The organism is Micromonospora sp. NPDC049175, assembly GCF_043197345.1.
In the GTDB taxonomy this organism is placed as follows: Bacteria; Actinomycetota; Actinomycetes; order Mycobacteriales; family Micromonosporaceae; genus Micromonospora.
In genome coordinates, this window is the sequence record NZ_JBICSY010000001.1 from 490,574 (window position 1) to 506,296 (window position 15,723).

The following is a 15,723-nucleotide window of genomic DNA, read 5'->3' on the forward strand; positions in this document are numbered from 1 at the left end:
TGCCGGTGTCCGGTTGCGTGCCGGTGGCCGGTTGCGTGCCCGTGGCCAATTGCGTGCCGGTGGCCGGTTGCGTGCCCATGGCCAATCGCGTGCCCATGGCCAATCGCGTGCCCGTGGCCGGTTGTGTGCCCAAGGCCAATTGCGTGCCCAAGGCCGGTTGCGTGCCCAAGGCCAATTGCGTGCCCGTGGCTCGCCGCGCGGTTGTGGCGCCGCCGCACGGCAGTCCGCCTGTCGTGCCCTCGATGTCATCCTCGGGGCGCAGACCGAGGTGAGCGCCGCCCGGCCAGCCCGCCCCACGGATGGGGCAGCTCGACAGGTACTGACCAGCACCCCCTGCCCGGCCGCGCTTCGGGCGTCCGCGCGACACCGCCTAGCCGCGTCGTCCGGCACGGCCACGACGTCGGCCCTGCGCCGGTCGGCGCGGCCGCGACACGCGCCGGTCGGCGCGGCCCTGCGGAGTCCGGCACAGGCGACTGCGCCCGACCCTCGGCCGAGGCCGTGGATCGGGCGCAGTGGTTCGGGCGCGGTGTGATCGGGCGCGGTGTGATCGGGCACGGTGTGATCGGGCACGGTGTGATCGGGCGCGGTGGGCGGCCGGGGGTCAGTGGGCGAAGGCGTTGAGGTTCCAGCGCTGGCTGCGCAGTCGCTCCTGCCAGGGCTCCCCCAGCACGTCGTCGACGATCTCCGCGACCGCGTGGCACATGTAGTAGCGCTGCAGCGGGGACACGGTCAACAGCGGCAACTGCTGGTAGAACAGGTTCGTCAACAGGTTGTACGAGGCGAAGAACGGCGACGGCGACTCGGTCACGCCCGACTCCCCCACCGCCCGGTGGAAGTCGGTGTCGGGTTCACCGGCGAGGCGCCGCCGGGGCCCACCGTCCGGGCCCACCGAGTCGACCAGGTCCGGGGTGAGCATCCCGGTCGCGGCCGCGTTGTCGAGTGCGCCGGCGCAGTAGCCGAGCGAGGCCCGCCAGCCCGACGCGGCGGGTGACGGCGCGTCGGCGAGCCGATCGGCGACCACCTGCCGGATCTGGTCGGCCTCCTTCGCGAGACGGTTGGCGAATGTGGTCCGGACCTTGCCGGCCGGCTTCGCCCAGGCCAGGAATGCCTCGGCGTGCCAGCGCAACGAGAGAGCCCCGTACGCGGCGCCGAGGGCGTGCGTGTCGGCGAGCGCGACGAACGCCTCGGCGAGGCGTACGGTCGCCCGCTCCGGGTGGGCGGACAACTCGTCGACCAGGCGCATCAGCGGCCGGCCGAGCGTGCTCCGCACGACATCCTTGAGCTGGCCGAACACCGGTGCTGGCTCCTCCATGCCGGCGGCCCAGAGGAACTCCACAAGACCGTGCGGCTGCAGGGTGCCGTACGGGTGTGGCAATCCCTCCAGCCGGCCGAACTCCTCGGCCTGAGCCAGGTACACCTCCTCGGTGAGTGCGGTGGCGACGTCCAGCGGCCCGGCGTTGAGCCGCGCGGCGATGGAGTGCCAGGGTGGCGGCGGACCGAAGGCGCGCCGCGCGATGATGTCCACGTGTGGGCCGCGCAACCAGCCCCGCCTGAGATATACGATGCGTCCACTGCCCTCGGCGACGGTCCGCGCGACAGGTACGACGTGGTCGGCGAGCCAGGGCAGGCTCACCGGCCCCCGGGTGTACAGGCGCAGACCGGTCACGCCTGTGGTGTCCAGTTCCACGGTGTGCGGTGGCACGGCGTCAGCCAGCATCTCCATGACCTCCCATAGGCATCGGAAACCGTCCACTGGTGCCGGTTCGGATGAGCGGTTCCGCCGACTGCCGGCGGCCGTTCCGCCTCGGATCATCCGGGCTTGCGAGCAGCGCGGGAAAGTGCTGGAAACGATCCGCTGACAAGTGTCACCCCGCTTTGCGTACGACTGTGAAAAACGCACATGACGGAACGTCAGCGGGACGATGACAAGTGTCCCCGACCGACCCTCCGACACCTTCCGGACGCCCTTTCGCGGCTCATCATCAAGGCGTGGCGCAATGGCCCGGACCGGGCCGCCGGACGCACCGGAATTCGCACCACCCCGTTTCGGAAAGGACCACCGTGTCCACTCGTCGTCAGTTGCTGCGCCTCGGTGCGGCGTCGGGCATCCTCGGCGCGACCGGTGGCCTCGCCAGCCTCGCCGACCGGCTGGCCGACACGCCCGCCGCGGCGGCCACCGGCGCGCCGCCGGCCGCCGTCCCGGCGCCGTTCACCGTCCCGCTCACGGTGCCTCAGACACTGCGGCCGGTCCGTCGTACGGCCACCGCCGACTACTACTCGGTCACCATGTACCGCCGCCGGTTGGAGATCCTGCCCGGCACCCGCACCGAGGTCTACACCTACAACGGTGACCTGCCCGGGCCCACCATCCGGGCCCGCTCCGGTCGTCGGGTGGTGGTCCGCCAGCGCAACCGGCTCGACATGCCGACCGCGGTGCACCTGCACGGCGGGGCGACCGCGCCGGGCGACGACGGTTCCGGCGGTGTGACGATCGCGCCCGGCGGGGAGCGCGTCTACACCTACCCCAACCACCAGCCGCACGCGACGCTGTGGATGCACGACCACACCCACCACATGGAGGCCGAGCACCTCTATCGCGGGCTGAGCAGCCTCTACCTGCTCACCGACGCCACCGAGGAGGCCCTGCCGCTGCCGCGCGGCGCCTTCGACGTTCCGCTGGTGCTGCGCGACGCCCACTTCGACGCCGACGCGCAACTGGTCTGGGCCATGGACGACGTCGAGAACCGCACCACCATTCTGGTGAACGGCCGGCCGACGCCCCGCTTCACTGTGCAGGCGCGGCGGTACCGGCTGCGCCTGGTCAACTCCAGCAACATGCGCATCTTCCTGCTGCGGCTCGCCGACAGTGGGATCTTCACCGTGATCGGCTCGGACGGCGGGCTGTTGGAGGCGCCCGTCGACACGCCGTACCTGCTGCTGTCCCCCGGGGAGCGGTTGGAGGTCGTCGTCGACTTCGCCCGCTACGCACCGGGCAGCTCGGTCGTGTTGGAGAACCTCCTGGGTCCGGGCCCGAGCGAGCAGGTCGGCCAGGTCATGCGCTTCGACGTCGTAGCGGCCACCGCACGGGATCGCAGCGCGGTGCCGGCCCGGCTGCGCACGCTGCCGACGCTGCCCACCCCGACGGTACGGCGGCAGGTGGAGTTGCGCATGGACGAACCGGGGACGGGCCACCGGGCGTACATCGACGGGAAGGTCTTCGACCCGGACCGGATCGACACCACCATCGCGTGGGGCACCACAGAGGAATGGACGGTGACGAATGCGAGCGCCACCATTCCCCACAACTTCCACATGCACCTGGTGCAGTTCCGGGTGCTCGATCGCGGACCCAGCCCGGCCGACCCCACGGAATCCGGCCTGAAGGACACCGTGACCATCTTTCCCGGCCAGTCGGTGCGCCTACAGGCGACGTTCACGACCTGGCGCGGTGTCTACCCCTATCACTGCCACATGGTCGATCACAGCGGGATGGGCATGATGGCCCAATTCAGAGTCGTCTGATCCTGACCTGCTCGAAAGAGACTCCCGGCCCACCGGACCGGGCCGCACACCTTCGGGACAGGAAGGATGAGAATGCCACTACACAGCCATTCGGCACGGTCGTTGCGACTACGCCGACTGCACCATCACAGCACCGCCGGTCTGGTCGTCGCGCCGGTCGACCACAGCATCGCCGACGGCCCGGTGGTGACGCCAAGCCAGCCCATCGACCGGCTCGTCGGCCAGCTCGCCGGCGGCGGTGTCGACGCGGTCGTGGTGCACAAGGGCAGCATGCGACACATCGGCCCGGACAGGTTCGCCGACATGTCGCTCATCGTGCACCTCAACGCGAGCACCAGCCAGGCTTCCGACCCCGACGCGAAGTACGTCGTCACGGCGGTGGAGGAGGCGATTCGCCTCGGCGCCGACGGGGTCAGCGTGCACGTCAACCTCGGCTCCCGGCAGGAGCAGCAGCAGATCCAGGACCTGGCCCGGATCGCCGACTCGTGCGACAGGTGGAACCTGCCGCTGATGGCGATGATGTACCCGCGCGGGCCGCGGATCGACGATCCCCGCGACCCGGCCCTGCTCGCACACGCGGTCACCATCGCCGCCGACCTCGGCGCAGACCTGGTCAAGACGGTCTATCCCGGCTCGGTGGCGGGGATGCTCGACCTCACCAGCATCTGCCCGATCCCGGTCCTGGTGGCCGGGGGGCCGCGACGGGGCAGCGAGGCCGAGTTGCTCCGCTTCGTCGCCGACGCGCTGGCCGGCGGGGCCGCCGGAGTGGCGATGGGACGCAACCTCTTCCAGGCCCACGACCCGGAGCAACTGGCGCGCAGGGTGGCGCGACTGGTGCATCGCTACCCGATGGAACAGATCGACGACCTAAAGGGAGGACACCATGACGGGCAACAGACTGTGCTGGCTTGACATCCGAGCGGCCGGTGAGGCGACCGCAGCCATTCTCGAGGAGGCCGTACACCAGGGTCTGGACGCCGTGGTGGCGTCCGACCCGGCGGCCTTCGCGGGCCTGCCACCGACGCTGGGCAAGGTGCTGCTGCTGCGCGGCGGTGAGTTGCCCGACCACCTCGGGGAGGCCGACACGGTGGTGCTGCCCGGCCCGAGCGCGGAGCGGGCCGCGCAACAGGCGGCGCACCCCGGGGTGCGCTTCGGCCGGTACGTCGAGATCGTCGACGCGCCGACCCTCGACGAGGCATGTGCGGCGGCCCGCGAGGAGGAAGTCGCGGTCCTGGACTTCCGCGATCCCACCAAGATTCCGCTGGAGATCGTGCTCGCCGCGGCGGCCGCCTCCGAGGGGACGATCGTCACGGTGGCCCACGACGTGCCCGAGGCCGAGATTCTCTTCGGGGTGCTGGAGGTCGGCTCCGACGGGGTGCTGATGGCCGCCCGGTCGGTGGGTGACGCCACCGCGCTGCGCCGCGCGGCGACCGGCCAGCACGGCGAGATCCCGCTGGTGGAGCTGGAGGTCACCCGGACGCGGCACGTGGGCATGGGCGAACGCGCCTGCGTGGACACGTGCACGTACTTCGGGCAGGACGAGGGGATCCTGGTGGGTTCCCACTCCAAGGGAATGGTGCTCTGCGTCAGCGAGACGCATCCCCTGCCGTACATGCCGACCCGGCCGTTCCGGGTGAACGCCGGTGCCATCCACTCGTACACCGTCGCGGCGGACGGGCGGACGCACTACCTGAGCGAGCTGGAGGCGGGCAGCAAGGTGCTCGCGGTGACCACCAAGGGCCAGACCCGCCTGGTCACCGTCGGCCGAGTCAAGATCGAGACCCGGCCCCTGATCTCCATCGACGCGGTCGCGCCGAACGGGCAGACGGTCAACCTGATCCTTCAGGACGACTGGCACGTGCGGGTGCTCGGGCCCGACGCGGTGGTGCTCAACTCGACCGAACTGCAGCCCGGGGACCGGATCCTGGGCCACCTGCCCACCGCCGATCGGCACGTCGGCTACCCCATCGAGGAGTTCTGCCGCGAACAGTGAGTGGGGACGCGCCCCGCAGGCGTTCAGTGGCCTGCGGGGCGCGCCTCTGTGCGATGACGAAGGATGGCAACCGTGATGACAATTGGCCCGATGACCGAACTCGACCGCGACGAGTGGGAAGGGTTGACCCGGAGCTTCCACTCGCACTGGGCCGGCCGGCCGGCCGGGTCGGCCCGCCATCGAGGTCGACGACGATGGCTACGAACGGACGTGGCAGCGCTTGCTGAACGGAGAGCAGGTCCGTGGCGTCTGCGCACGCCTCGACGGCAAAATGGTCGGCATCGCGCACTACCTGTTCCACGCCAGCATCTGGGGTGCCGGGAGATGCTACCTGGCGGAACTGTTCGTGGATCCACGCGTACGACGGCGAGGTATCGCCACCGCGATGATCGAATGGGTGGCGAAGGATGGCGTCGAGCATGGCGCCCCGCGCTTGTACTGGAACACCGAGATTGACGCCGACGCTCGCGCGTTGTACGACAAGCTCGCCGTCTACCGGGGCTACATCGTGTACAACTACTCGCGGTCGGCAGCTGCCGCCACGCCGTGAACCAGAGCTGGCGGCAGCGTGGCTGGACGCGATACCGGCGAGGCCCCGGCGATACTGTGGGCGTGGAGTACGTGTCCAGAGTGCCGCGACCGCCGCTGGACGGGCTGATCGACGACCTCTACTACCTGGCGGGTGAGCCGCCGTACGCCCGGCTGACGTTGCCGCCGCCGGCGGCGCTGCTCATCGTCAACCTCGGGGCGCCGTTCCGCATCCGCGCCGGCACCGACATCGAGACGGCCGAGTACGCCGACGGCTGCGTGGTCACCATGCCCACCCGCGCGTGGGAGTTCGGCTACCCACCCCGGACCCGGTCCGTCGGGGTGCACTTCAAGCCGTGGGGACTGGCGCCGTTCCTGCCGATGCCCGCGGTCGAGCTGTGTGACCGGCCGGTGACGGTGGAGCAGGTGTGGGGCCGGCCCGCGATCGCTGAGCTGCGAGACCGGCTGGCTACGGCCGAGGGACCACACGAGATGCTGACGCTGCTCGAGGAGGAGCTGATGCGACGGCTGTGCGAGACCGCCGGCCTGGGGCTGGTCCGCCAGGCGAGCAGCGTCATCGCGGCGACCAGCGGGGCGGTGGCCATCGACGACCTGAGGGTTTCGGCAGGTGTCAGCAGCACGCACCTGGCGCGGCGGTTCAAGGAACTCGTCGGCGTCACCCCGAAGCGGCTGGCCCGCACCTACCGCTTCGCCACCACCGTGTTCTCGATCGACCCCGCCGGACCGATCGACTGGGGTGACCTCGCCGGTAGAACTGGCTACTTCGACCAGGCCCACTTCGGCCACGAGTTCCGGGCGTTCACCGGGCTCACGCCGACCCGGTACGTCGAAGTCCGGCGGCGCTTCCTGCGCGAACATCCCGGCCACGTGCTGGACAACTGGCCGCTGCCGGTCGATTGATTTCGTACAAGAGCGACAGCTCACGACGCGCTAACTTGAGGGCCCCGAAGCAGAGGAGCGCCCCGTGGGCACGGTGGTCATGTACGGCTCGGTGTCGGTGGACGGCTTCATCGCGGACGACGATGACCAGCCCGGACCGTTGTTCGACTGGTTGTCCGGCGGTGACGTCGCGTTGGACGAGAGCGGCGCGTTGACGGTGTCGCAGACGTCCTACGACTACACCCGGCCGTACTGGGACCAGATCGGGGTCACGATCGCCGGCCGCCACGTCTTCGACCTGACGGACGGCTGGGACGGGAAACCTCCGAGCGGGATCGACCACGTGGTCGTCGTGACGCACCGGCGGCAGCCCGAGGGCTGGGACCCCGAGGCGCCGTTCCACTTCGTCGACGGCGTCGAGGCCGCGGTGGCCAAGGCGCAGGCGCTCGCGGGTGACCGCATCGTCGAGGTCGCCGCCGGCGACGTCGGTGGCCAGGCGCTCGCCGCAGGCCTGGTCGACGAGGTACGCATGGACGTCGTACCCGTGGTGTTCGGGTCCGGCAAGCGCTTCTTCGGGTCGGTTGACGCGCAGCACCTGTTGGAGGATCCGGACGTGGTGATTCAGGGCAACCGGGTGCTTCACCTGCGCTGTCGGGTGCGCCGGTAGCGGCGGTTGACAGCGCCGGCACGAGCGAGAACAGCGTAGGGTCGGCGTGCAGTGAAGGACTTCGCGCCCGCCGCGCGGGTCATCCGTCACCTGCACGCCGCTGTCAGGCGAGCACCACGCTGCACGTTCACCTACCTGCTTCAGGAGGTTCGATCATGTCCAAGGACTCGACGACCAAGGCGAACGTCAAGAAAAAGGGCAAGACGATCAAGGAGAAGCAGACCGCGAAGCGCCTGAAGCGCGACGAGCAGAACGGGCAATCCTCGAACATCGTGCCCACCGGGCGCTGACCCCGGCTGCGTCGCTCGATTCACCTCATGCGGCCATGCAGGTGGGGGCTGACGATCGTCGGCTTCCCACCTGCCCCGTGCGGGTCGTGCTTCCGTCGGGCGGAGCCGCCGCTCAATCGCCCGTGCCGGGCGGTGCTACTGGTCGGAGCTGCGACGGCGCTCCTCGATTGTTGAGATGTGCTGCTCGGCCCACGCTCGGACCACTGCCAGCGGGGCGTCCAAGGAGAGACCCAGGCTGGTGAGCGCGTAATGGACGCGCGGCGGCACGCTTGCCTCGACCCGGCGGGTGACCAGACCGTCGCGGCTCAAGCTCTGCAGCGTCTGCGACAGCATCTTGTTCGACACCCCAGGGGCGCGGCGGCGTAGCTCCGCGAACCCGAGTTCCGCCGGATGGTTCTCCGCCAGCACCTTGATCAGCATCGAGGTCCACTTGTCGCCGATCCGGTCGAGCAGTTGCCGGGTCGGGCAGTCCGGGCTGAACAGGTCCCCGGTTACTCCGGGCTCACCAGGTGGGGCGAAAGTACCCTCTTGCCAGGTCATCAGGGATCTCCCATGGTATGCAGGTAACCAATGGTAACCGGCAGGGAGTAAAACATGGAGTTGCGCAGGATCCGCACCAACGGCACCGAACTGAACGTTGCCCTGGACGGCGCGGGCCCACCGGTGCTCCTGATGCACGGCTGGCCGCACACCTGGCAGGTCTGGCGCGAGGTGCTGCCGCTGCTGGGTGGGCGGCGCCGCGTCATCGCACCGGACCTGCGAGGGCTCGGCGACAGCGCTCGCGCGGCGGACGGGTTCGACGCGGCGACCGGCGCCGGTGACATGCTCGGCCTGCTCGACGCACTGGGGGTCGAGCAGGCCGAGGTCGTGGCCTTGGACGCGGGCGTGCCCGCCGCCTTCCTCCTCGGCGCCCTGCACCCGGCCCGGGTGCGTCGCCTGGTGCTGATGGAGTCGACGCTGCCCGGCCTGCCCGGTGGCTTCCCGGCACCGCCGTGGTGGTTCGGCTTCCACTCGGCGCCCGGGCTGGCCGAGACGGTGCTCGAAGGCCACGAGGCCGCGTACCTCGACTTCTTTCTCCTGGCCGGCACGTTCGAACGCCGGGGGGTGCCCCCGGAGATCCGAGACGCGTTCGTCAGCGCGTACACCGGTCGGGAGGCCCTGCGCTGCGGCTTCGGCTACTACCGCGCCGCCGAGCAGAACGCGGCAGCGATCTCGGCGGTGGGCCGGCTGACCACGCCCACCCTGGCCGTCGGCGGCAACACGGTCGGCGACCTGCTCTATCGGCAGCTCACCCCCATTGCCGACGACCTGACCGGTGAGCTGATTCCGCGCAGCGGCCATATCGTGCCACTGGACCGCCCGGACGCCGTCGCGCGGTTGCTCCGGACGGACTCCGCCACGTCCCGCTAGGTGGTGTCGCGCGGACGCCCGAACCGCGGCTGGGCAGGGGGTGCTGGTCAGTGCCTGTCGAGCTGCCCCATCCGTGGGGCGGGCTGGCCCGGGCGGCGCTCACCTCGGTCTGCGCCCCGAGGGTGGCAACCAGGCACGACAGGCGGACTGCCATGCGGCGGCGCCACCACCGCGCGCCCGGCCACGGGCGCACCACCGGCCACGGGCATGCCCGCCCCACTGGTGGGGCAGCTCGACAGGCACAACGACCAGGCACTGTGCTATCCACCTCACGCCGTCGAGGGACGCTCCGCCGGTGGCTGACCGGCCTCACCCGGCACGACTGCGGAGGCCTACAACTTCGGGCATCTCCCGATCGTCGCCAGCGTCGTTCTCACCGCCCTCGGCGTCGAGGGCATGGCGGCCCGTGCCGGCGACGCGGAGCCACTGGGTCTCGTCGTGGATACGGTCCGACACGCCGACCAGCGTCGGCAACTGCGGGGACACGGCTGACCGAACGCGCCCTAGACGACGGGGAGTTCGCCGCCGTCGACTGTCAGGCTTGTTCCGGTGACCCACTGGGCCCGGTCCGACGCGAGGTAGGCGACGGCCTCGGCGATGTCGCGCGGGTCTCCGGGACGACCCATGGGGATGGCCGCCGTGGTGTCGGCGAGCGCGACGTTCATCGCGTCGGCGAAGTTCTGGCGGATCGCGTCGGCGCCGGGGGTGAGCACGTTGCCGGGGATGATCGTGTTGACGCGGATCCCGGCGGGCGCGAGTTCGGTGGCGAGGGCTTTGCCGTAGGTGTTGAGGGCGGCCTTGGCGGCGCCGTAGTGGGCCAGTGGCGGCGCTGGCGTGAGCGCCGCTCCGGAGGAGATGTTGACGATCGCGGCGCCCGATCCGGCCTCGCGCAGCGCCGGGAGCAGCGCGTTGTTGACCCGTACGGCGGACAGGTAGTTGAGGTACAGGGCGTCGAGCCATTCCTCGTCGGGGATGGACGAGATGCCCCCGAGGTGGGCGCGTGCCGCCGCCGCGTTGTTGACGACGATGTCGACGCCGCCGAGTTGGTCGAGCGCTGCCGCGGCGAATGCCTGCACGCCGGCGAGTGTGCCGATGTCACCCTGGATGAAGGTGGCGGCCTTCGGCGTCTCGTCGGAGGCGTTACGCGCCGTGGTGACGACTGTCGCGCCGCCGTCGAGCAGCCGCTGCACGATGGCCGCGCCGATGCCGCGCGAACCTCCCGTGACGACGGCCCGCTTATCGACGAATTCGGTGGCATCTGGTGAATTTAGGCTTTTGTACACAAGGTCCAATATAGCGACTTCCGTCGTGCACCGAGTGCTCAACGAAACCGGGCACCACGGCAGCTCGCCCGCTGGTCCTCAACGCCCACCGCGACCGGCCGTGGCATCGCTCACCGCGATGCCACGGCCGGCCTTTTCGTAGGCACGTCTCTGTCTTTCCGGCAATGTGCCGCCGATGTCCTCAGGTCCCGTCAGGCGGTCGTCCGGGCCGCCTCCAGGATGACCTCGGTAACCTCACCGGGATGCGAGATCAGGCCCAGGTGGCCGGCGTCGATCCGAGTGATGTCGGCCCCCGCGCGCTTCATCATCTCCTCCTGGCGGGCCGGCGGGATGACCCGGTCCTCGGTCCCGACAACCGCCCACACCGGGATCGTCTTCCACGCCGGCTCGGTGGCCGGCTCCGCCAGGGCGTTCGTGGCCAGGGCTGTCTGGCTCACGGCGAGCACCTCCGCCTGCCGCCGAGGCAGACCGTTGGCGAAGCCGGGAACGAACACCTTCGGCAGGACGTACGCGTCGACGGCCCCTTCCGGGGCACCGGGGAACGGCACGAGCTTGAACACGCTCGTGGGGTCGGTCAGGGCCGGCTCCAGCACCGAGCCGGAGCCGGCGGTGAGTTCCTCCACGGTCTCCCCCTTGTCCGGGGCGAACGCGTCGACGAACACGAGGGCCTTGACGTTGTTGTTGCCGGTCGCGGCGTCGCTCGCCACGAAACCGCCGTACGAGTGGGCCGCGAGCACGATGGGACCCTCGATGGTGGACAGGAAGTCCTTCAGGTAGCCGCTGTCGATCGACGGCCCCCGGCTGGGTTGCGGCGCGACCTGGACCTCGAAACCGCGGGCCTGGAGTCTGCGGACCTCCCCACTCCAGCTCGATCCGTCGGCCCAGGCGCCGTGCACCAGGACGACTGTCGGTCTGTCGCCGTGCCCCTGGTCCGGGGTGGGATGCACACCGCCGTCCGCGTACACGTGTGGGGCGGCTGAGCCGAGCACCGTCACAAGCGTCGCGGCGGCGAGCGTCGCGGCGATGGTCTTCGGCCGACGTAGCGAGATACCGAGCATGTCTCTTCCCCCTCGTTGGTAAGTGGTTTCCGAACGCGGGCAGAGGTGCGTGGCACCAACGCGACCCCGCCGAAGCCGCAGGCGGTCGCGAGCGCAGCCGAGCGGCGCGCAGCGTTGGCGGCTGGGCGCCGGTGCCGCGATGACCTGCTCGATCGCCCGACACTCACCGTACTGACGGTCAGCGGAAATCCCGCGCAGAAGGGGAAAATGGCTCAGGTTTCACCTTGTTGGAGGACACACCACCAAACGGGCCAGCGTCACCCGATCGGTAGGACACGGGTGCCCCCGCCCGACTGCTTGACCAAGGGCACCCGCGGAATCGCCTCGGCAAGAGCCGGAGAGACGATCCACCTGCTGCATATCCGCACAGGAGCGGTACCGCCAGACATCGCGCGGCGACCTACGCCTGCCGCGAAGGTGATGCGTATCGTGGCTGGGAACGCTCGCCCAGAGCACGAGCGGGAGAGGCGTGGACATGACAGACGGCACGGTCTACTCCGGCTCACACTGGCAGCGCTACGCCACCAACGACACCGACCAGGCCCACAACTTCGTTCGGCAGGCATTCCTCGACATCAAGGTCCGCTCCTACGCCAAGGGCCGCGACGGAGCCGGCCTGCGCACCGCCACCACCGCCCTCGCCGACGTCGGCGTGACCCGCCTGCACTATTCGGCCCGCACCCAGGCCCAGACCGCGCCCGACGGCGACCTGAACATCACCCACCTGATGGGCGGCCGCTTCACCATCGCCAAGAACAAGGACGAATACCGATTACGGCCCGGCGACGTGATGCTGATCCTGCCGGACCAGTCCGCCGACCTCGCCTACGACAACGTCGACACGTTCGTCGCCCGCCTCCCCCGTGCCCTGCTCGAAGAGGTCGCCCACACCCAAACCGGCATCAGCGGCGCGGACCTGCGCTTCGACGGCCCCCGGCCGATCTCGCCGACACTCGGCCGACACTGGACCCAGACGCTCTCCCACCTCACCCGCGGCGTGCTGTCCGACCCCGCTCTGCTAACCAACCCTCTGGTCGCCGGGAACACCCGCCACCTGCTCGCGGCGACGGCGCTTGCCGTGTTTCCCAACACCGCCCACGCCGCGACCCCACGGGCCGTCGGCGAGGTCACTCCGCAGGCGTTACGCCGAGCCGTGACCTACATCGACCAGCACGCGGACCAGCCGGTCACCGTCGACCAGGTCGCCGCCGCGGCCGGTGTGGGTCCTCGGGCTCTGCAACTCGCGCTCCGCCGCCACCACGACACGACGCCGATGCGGTACGTCCGCCAGGTCCGCCTCCAACGCGCCCACCGCGACCTGCAGGCCGCCGACCCGACCACCGGTGCCACCGTCACCGTGATCGCCAAGCGTTGGGGCTTCACCAACCTCGGACGCTTCAGCACCGACTACCGCGCCGCCTACGCATCCAGCCCCAGCCACACCCTGCGCACCTGACGCCCACCTCGTCCCGAGGGAGTGCGTATCCACGAGCGCGTGGCCCCGAACCGGGACCGCCCCAGCGCAGGACGGGACTGCTGATCATGCGCGTACTGCGGCACACCGCGAGGTGACGGTCAGTCCTCGTCCTCCTTTTTCTTCTTCTCGTCGCGGTCCAGGGCCAGGTCGAGCGCGAGGACGCTGCCGATGATGAGCAGCGGGTCGATGCCGGCCGTGACCCGCACGGCGTAGGTGTCCCGGATCGTCAGCCACCGCTTGGAGACCGCGGCCACCTCGGTGCCGTCGCGTTCGATGACGTACTCGTGGTCGAGCAGGTCACCCTTCATCTCCAGGTCGTTGGGCCCCGGCACGTCGATGGTGAACTTGTCGCGGAACGGCGTGAGCAGCTTCTTGCGGACCTCTGCTGCCTTCTCGCCGCCGATGCGGATCTCGTACGTCGGACGCAGCGCCACCAGGTGCCGGTGCAGCGTGGCGACCTCCTGGCCGGACGCGTCCTCGATGACGACCTTGTTGCGGACGCTGAACACCTTGCCGTCGACGTGGAAGACCTTGGCGCCGTGCTCGTCGAGCACGTCGAAGTCGTCGCCGATCGAGAAGAACCGCTCCCTGATGACAAACATGACTCGATTCTCCCCCACCAGCGGCCGGATCGCCGGGGGCGCAGGGGCTGCGGATCCCGGACCTGTCGAGTGCGCTCTCAGCGGTGCGAGCCGGGTGCTACCTCGGAGGGCGCAGCGCCTGCCACAGCTTGCGGTAGAAGTCGGCGTACGTCCGCTCGACGTGCCTGGCGAACCGCCTCGTCTCGTCGTGCCGGGCGGGGAGCTGGTTGATGGGTACGCTCATCGCGGCATGGTGCTCGATGTGCAGGTTGTTGCCGTTTGTGTACCAGGTACTCAACCAGCTACCCCGGATCGAACGGGTGTTGTGGAGCACGTCGGGGGTCTCGGTGTCGCAGAGGATGTGCTCGGGCAGCTCGACGAGAAAGTGCATCGGCACGGCGGCGACGACCGGCAGAACCCAGAGCAGCACCACATATTCACCGAGACCGGCGAGGGCCAGACCGGTGGCGGTGAGAACCGCGGCGCCCTGGACCAGGTGCTCCTGCACGACGTGCCGCCGCATCTTCGGGCTGATGTCACCGAACTCGTAGGTCCACCGGCCGGCCGCGCTGCGGACGACGTCCCGCAACACGACCAGGACGCGGTGGTAGTCGAACGCACCGCGCAGCAGCGTGGCGAGCGTCAACGATTGGCGCGTGTCGAACCCGAAGAACTCGGTGTCGTGCGGGGTGCCCAGAAAGCGGTGGTGCTGCAGGTGCCGTACCCGGTAGTGGCTGTAGACGACGAACAGTGGGAGGCCGAGTGGCACCCCCACCAGGCGGTGGGGCCAGGCCCTGCGGAACGCGGAGTGGTGCAGCGCCTGGTGTTGGAGCTCGACCGCGTGGGTGTACATGGCGGCCAGCAGCAGGACGCCCGCGACGACCGCACCCGGCTCCGGACGCAGAGCGAGGGTGGCCCCGGCCGCGGTGAGCAGGGCGAGGACACCGAGCTTGCCGAGGAAGACGCGCTCGTCGGCGCCTGTGGTGCGGGCGCGGGCGAACAACAGGGTCGGTGCGGGGGTGGGGATGGACGCGGGCGCGGCGGTGAGCGTCATGGTTCTTCCTCGGAGGCGGGTGTGGGCGGGATCAGCGGCCGCTGAGCAGGACGACGTGGGTTCCGGTCACCGCGGTGCCGCGGGCGTGCGCGAGCAGCCCGGCCAGGGCGACCGAGCCCGCGGCGGTGGGCTGGGCGCCGTACTCGGCGAGCAGGTGCCGCGCGGTGAGCAGTTCGTCGTCGGTGGCCGCGTGCACGGCACCACCGCTGGCTCTGATCGCGTCGAGGGCCTCGGGACCCTGTAGCGCGTGCCAGTTGACGAGCGGCTGGTTGTGGTCGGTCGTGGCGACGCCGTCCGGATCGAGCATCCGGTACGGTCCCGGCCAGCTCGTCACAAGCGGGTTGTTGCCGGCCGAGCCGACGCCGTGCAGCGGCACGTTCCACCCGAGCTGGCCCAACGCCCGGTGTACGGCGATGACCGTGGTGCCGTTGCCGACCGGGATCCACAGCGCCGCCGGGGGTTCGTCCAGCTCGGCGTGCAGAGCGTGCGCGACGGTGCCGTGGCCGGTGAACACCGCCTCGACGTAGGGTCCGTCGACGTTGCCGTCGATCGCGCCGTCGAGGGTGGCCAGTCGCCGGGACTCGTCGACCGCGTCCTCGTAGCTGCCGTCGATCAGGTGCACGTCCGCGCCGGCCGAGCGCATGAAGGCGCCGCCGTCGCTCCAGCCGGTGGGCAGCACGACGGTGCAGGGCATGCCGATGGCGCCGCAGGCCATGGCCATCGCGCGTCCGTAGTTACCGCAGGTGGCGATGACGATGCGCCGTCGACCTTCGGCGATCGCCCGGGCGACGACCTGGCGTGCGGCCGGTTCCTTGTGGCTTCCGGACGCGTACCGGGTCTCGTCCTTGACGAGGATCCGGACGCCGGGTACGAGGTCCCGCGCGTCGATCAGGGGCGTCCCGTACGCGTCGATGGGGTGCTCGATGTGGGTGTCGACAGACACGTGGCGGCCTTTCGCGA

16 protein-coding genes are annotated in these 15,723 nt (G+C 70.2%); 9 read left to right on the forward strand and 7 right to left on the reverse strand.

Annotated features, from left to right (window positions below; all coding sequences use genetic code 11):
• Positions 1-601: 601 nt before the first annotated feature.
• Entirely contained in the window at positions 602-1,717 is a 1,116-nt protein-coding gene (locus tag ACGFH8_RS01975) for a hypothetical protein (protein WP_393361990.1), read from the reverse strand.
• A gap of 344 nt (positions 1,718-2,061) precedes the next feature.
• On the opposite strand from ACGFH8_RS01975, the gene ACGFH8_RS01980 reads away from it, so the two are divergent.
• The 7 genes from ACGFH8_RS01980 (at position 2,062) to ACGFH8_RS02010 (ending at position 7,900) form a co-directional block, all read left to right on the forward strand.
• Positions 2,062-3,522 carry a multicopper oxidase family protein gene (locus tag ACGFH8_RS01980; protein ID WP_393361993.1) on the forward strand — a complete coding sequence of 487 codons (1,461 nt, stop codon included), beginning with the start codon at positions 2,062-2,064 and terminating at the stop codon, positions 3,520-3,522.
• A gap of 72 nt (positions 3,523-3,594) precedes the next feature.
• On the forward strand, positions 3,595-4,434 hold the full coding sequence (locus ACGFH8_RS01985) for a 2-amino-3,7-dideoxy-D-threo-hept-6-ulosonate synthase (protein ID WP_393361996.1): 840 nt from the start codon (positions 3,595-3,597) through the stop codon (positions 4,432-4,434).
• Positions 4,406-5,515: a 3-dehydroquinate synthase II family protein gene (locus tag ACGFH8_RS01990; protein WP_393361999.1), complete on the forward strand. Its 1,110-nt coding sequence runs from the start codon at positions 4,406-4,408 to the stop codon at positions 5,513-5,515. Before ACGFH8_RS01985 ends, ACGFH8_RS01990 begins: the two co-directional genes overlap by 29 nt.
• 220 nt (positions 5,516-5,735) lie before the next feature.
• The gene (locus ACGFH8_RS01995) at positions 5,736-6,065 is read left to right on the forward strand and encodes a GNAT family N-acetyltransferase (protein WP_393362002.1); all 330 of its coding nucleotides are present in this window, start codon (positions 5,736-5,738) and stop codon (positions 6,063-6,065) included.
• A gap of 62 nt (positions 6,066-6,127) precedes the next feature.
• A complete protein-coding gene (locus tag ACGFH8_RS02000; RefSeq protein ID WP_393362005.1) occupies positions 6,128-6,964 on the forward strand; it encodes a helix-turn-helix domain-containing protein in 837 nt (278 codons plus the stop codon).
• 64 nt (positions 6,965-7,028) lie between these two features.
• On the forward strand, positions 7,029-7,610 hold the full coding sequence (locus ACGFH8_RS02005; protein ID WP_393362008.1) for a dihydrofolate reductase family protein: 582 nt from the start codon (positions 7,029-7,031) through the stop codon (positions 7,608-7,610).
• Between the two features lie 155 nt (positions 7,611-7,765).
• Positions 7,766-7,900: a hypothetical protein gene (locus ACGFH8_RS02010; RefSeq protein ID WP_269215350.1), complete on the forward strand. Its 135-nt coding sequence runs from the start codon at positions 7,766-7,768 to the stop codon at positions 7,898-7,900.
• A 135-nt stretch (positions 7,901-8,035) separates the two neighbouring features.
• Here ACGFH8_RS02010 and ACGFH8_RS02015 read toward each other — a convergent pair whose 3' ends face one another.
• Positions 8,036-8,440 carry a winged helix-turn-helix transcriptional regulator gene (locus ACGFH8_RS02015; RefSeq protein WP_393362012.1) on the reverse strand — a complete coding sequence of 135 codons (405 nt, stop codon included), beginning with the start codon at positions 8,438-8,440 and terminating at the stop codon, positions 8,036-8,038.
• Between the two features lie 54 nt (positions 8,441-8,494).
• Between ACGFH8_RS02015 and ACGFH8_RS02020 the strand changes: the two genes are divergently transcribed.
• Positions 8,495-9,310, forward strand: a complete 816-nt coding sequence (locus ACGFH8_RS02020; RefSeq protein ID WP_393362015.1) for an alpha/beta fold hydrolase — start codon at positions 8,495-8,497, stop codon at positions 9,308-9,310.
• 503 nt (positions 9,311-9,813) lie between these two features.
• Here ACGFH8_RS02020 and ACGFH8_RS02025 read toward each other — a convergent pair.
• Both ACGFH8_RS02025 and ACGFH8_RS02030 read right to left on the reverse strand, forming a co-directional pair.
• Complete coding sequence (locus ACGFH8_RS02025) at positions 9,814-10,593, reverse strand: SDR family oxidoreductase (protein WP_393364426.1); 780 nt, start codon at positions 10,591-10,593, stop codon at positions 9,814-9,816.
• A 191-nt stretch (positions 10,594-10,784) separates the two neighbouring features.
• A complete protein-coding gene (locus ACGFH8_RS02030) occupies positions 10,785-11,651 on the reverse strand; it encodes an alpha/beta fold hydrolase (protein ID WP_393362018.1) in 867 nt (288 codons plus the stop codon).
• Positions 11,652-12,126: 475 nt separating this feature from the next.
• Here ACGFH8_RS02030 and ACGFH8_RS02035 point away from each other — a divergent pair, with 475 nt between their 5' ends.
• Entirely contained in the window at positions 12,127-13,107 is a 981-nt protein-coding gene (locus ACGFH8_RS02035; protein WP_393362021.1) for an AraC family transcriptional regulator, read from the forward strand.
• 119 nt (positions 13,108-13,226) lie between these two features.
• Here ACGFH8_RS02035 and ACGFH8_RS02040 read toward each other — a convergent pair whose 3' ends face one another.
• The 3 genes from ACGFH8_RS02040 to ACGFH8_RS02050 form a co-directional block, all read right to left on the reverse strand.
• Positions 13,227-13,730, reverse strand: a complete 504-nt coding sequence (locus tag ACGFH8_RS02040; RefSeq protein WP_393362024.1) for an LURP-one-related/scramblase family protein — start codon at positions 13,728-13,730, stop codon at positions 13,227-13,229.
• Positions 13,731-13,827: 97 nt separating this feature from the next.
• Positions 13,828-14,763, reverse strand: coding sequence for a fatty acid desaturase family protein (locus ACGFH8_RS02045; protein WP_393362027.1), 936 nt, complete (start codon positions 14,761-14,763; stop codon positions 13,828-13,830).
• 31 nt (positions 14,764-14,794) lie between these two features.
• Positions 14,795-15,706 carry a pyridoxal-phosphate dependent enzyme gene (locus tag ACGFH8_RS02050; RefSeq protein ID WP_393362030.1) on the reverse strand — a complete coding sequence of 304 codons (912 nt, stop codon included), beginning with the start codon at positions 15,704-15,706 and terminating at the stop codon, positions 14,795-14,797.
• Between the last annotated feature and the right edge of the window lie 17 nt (positions 15,707-15,723).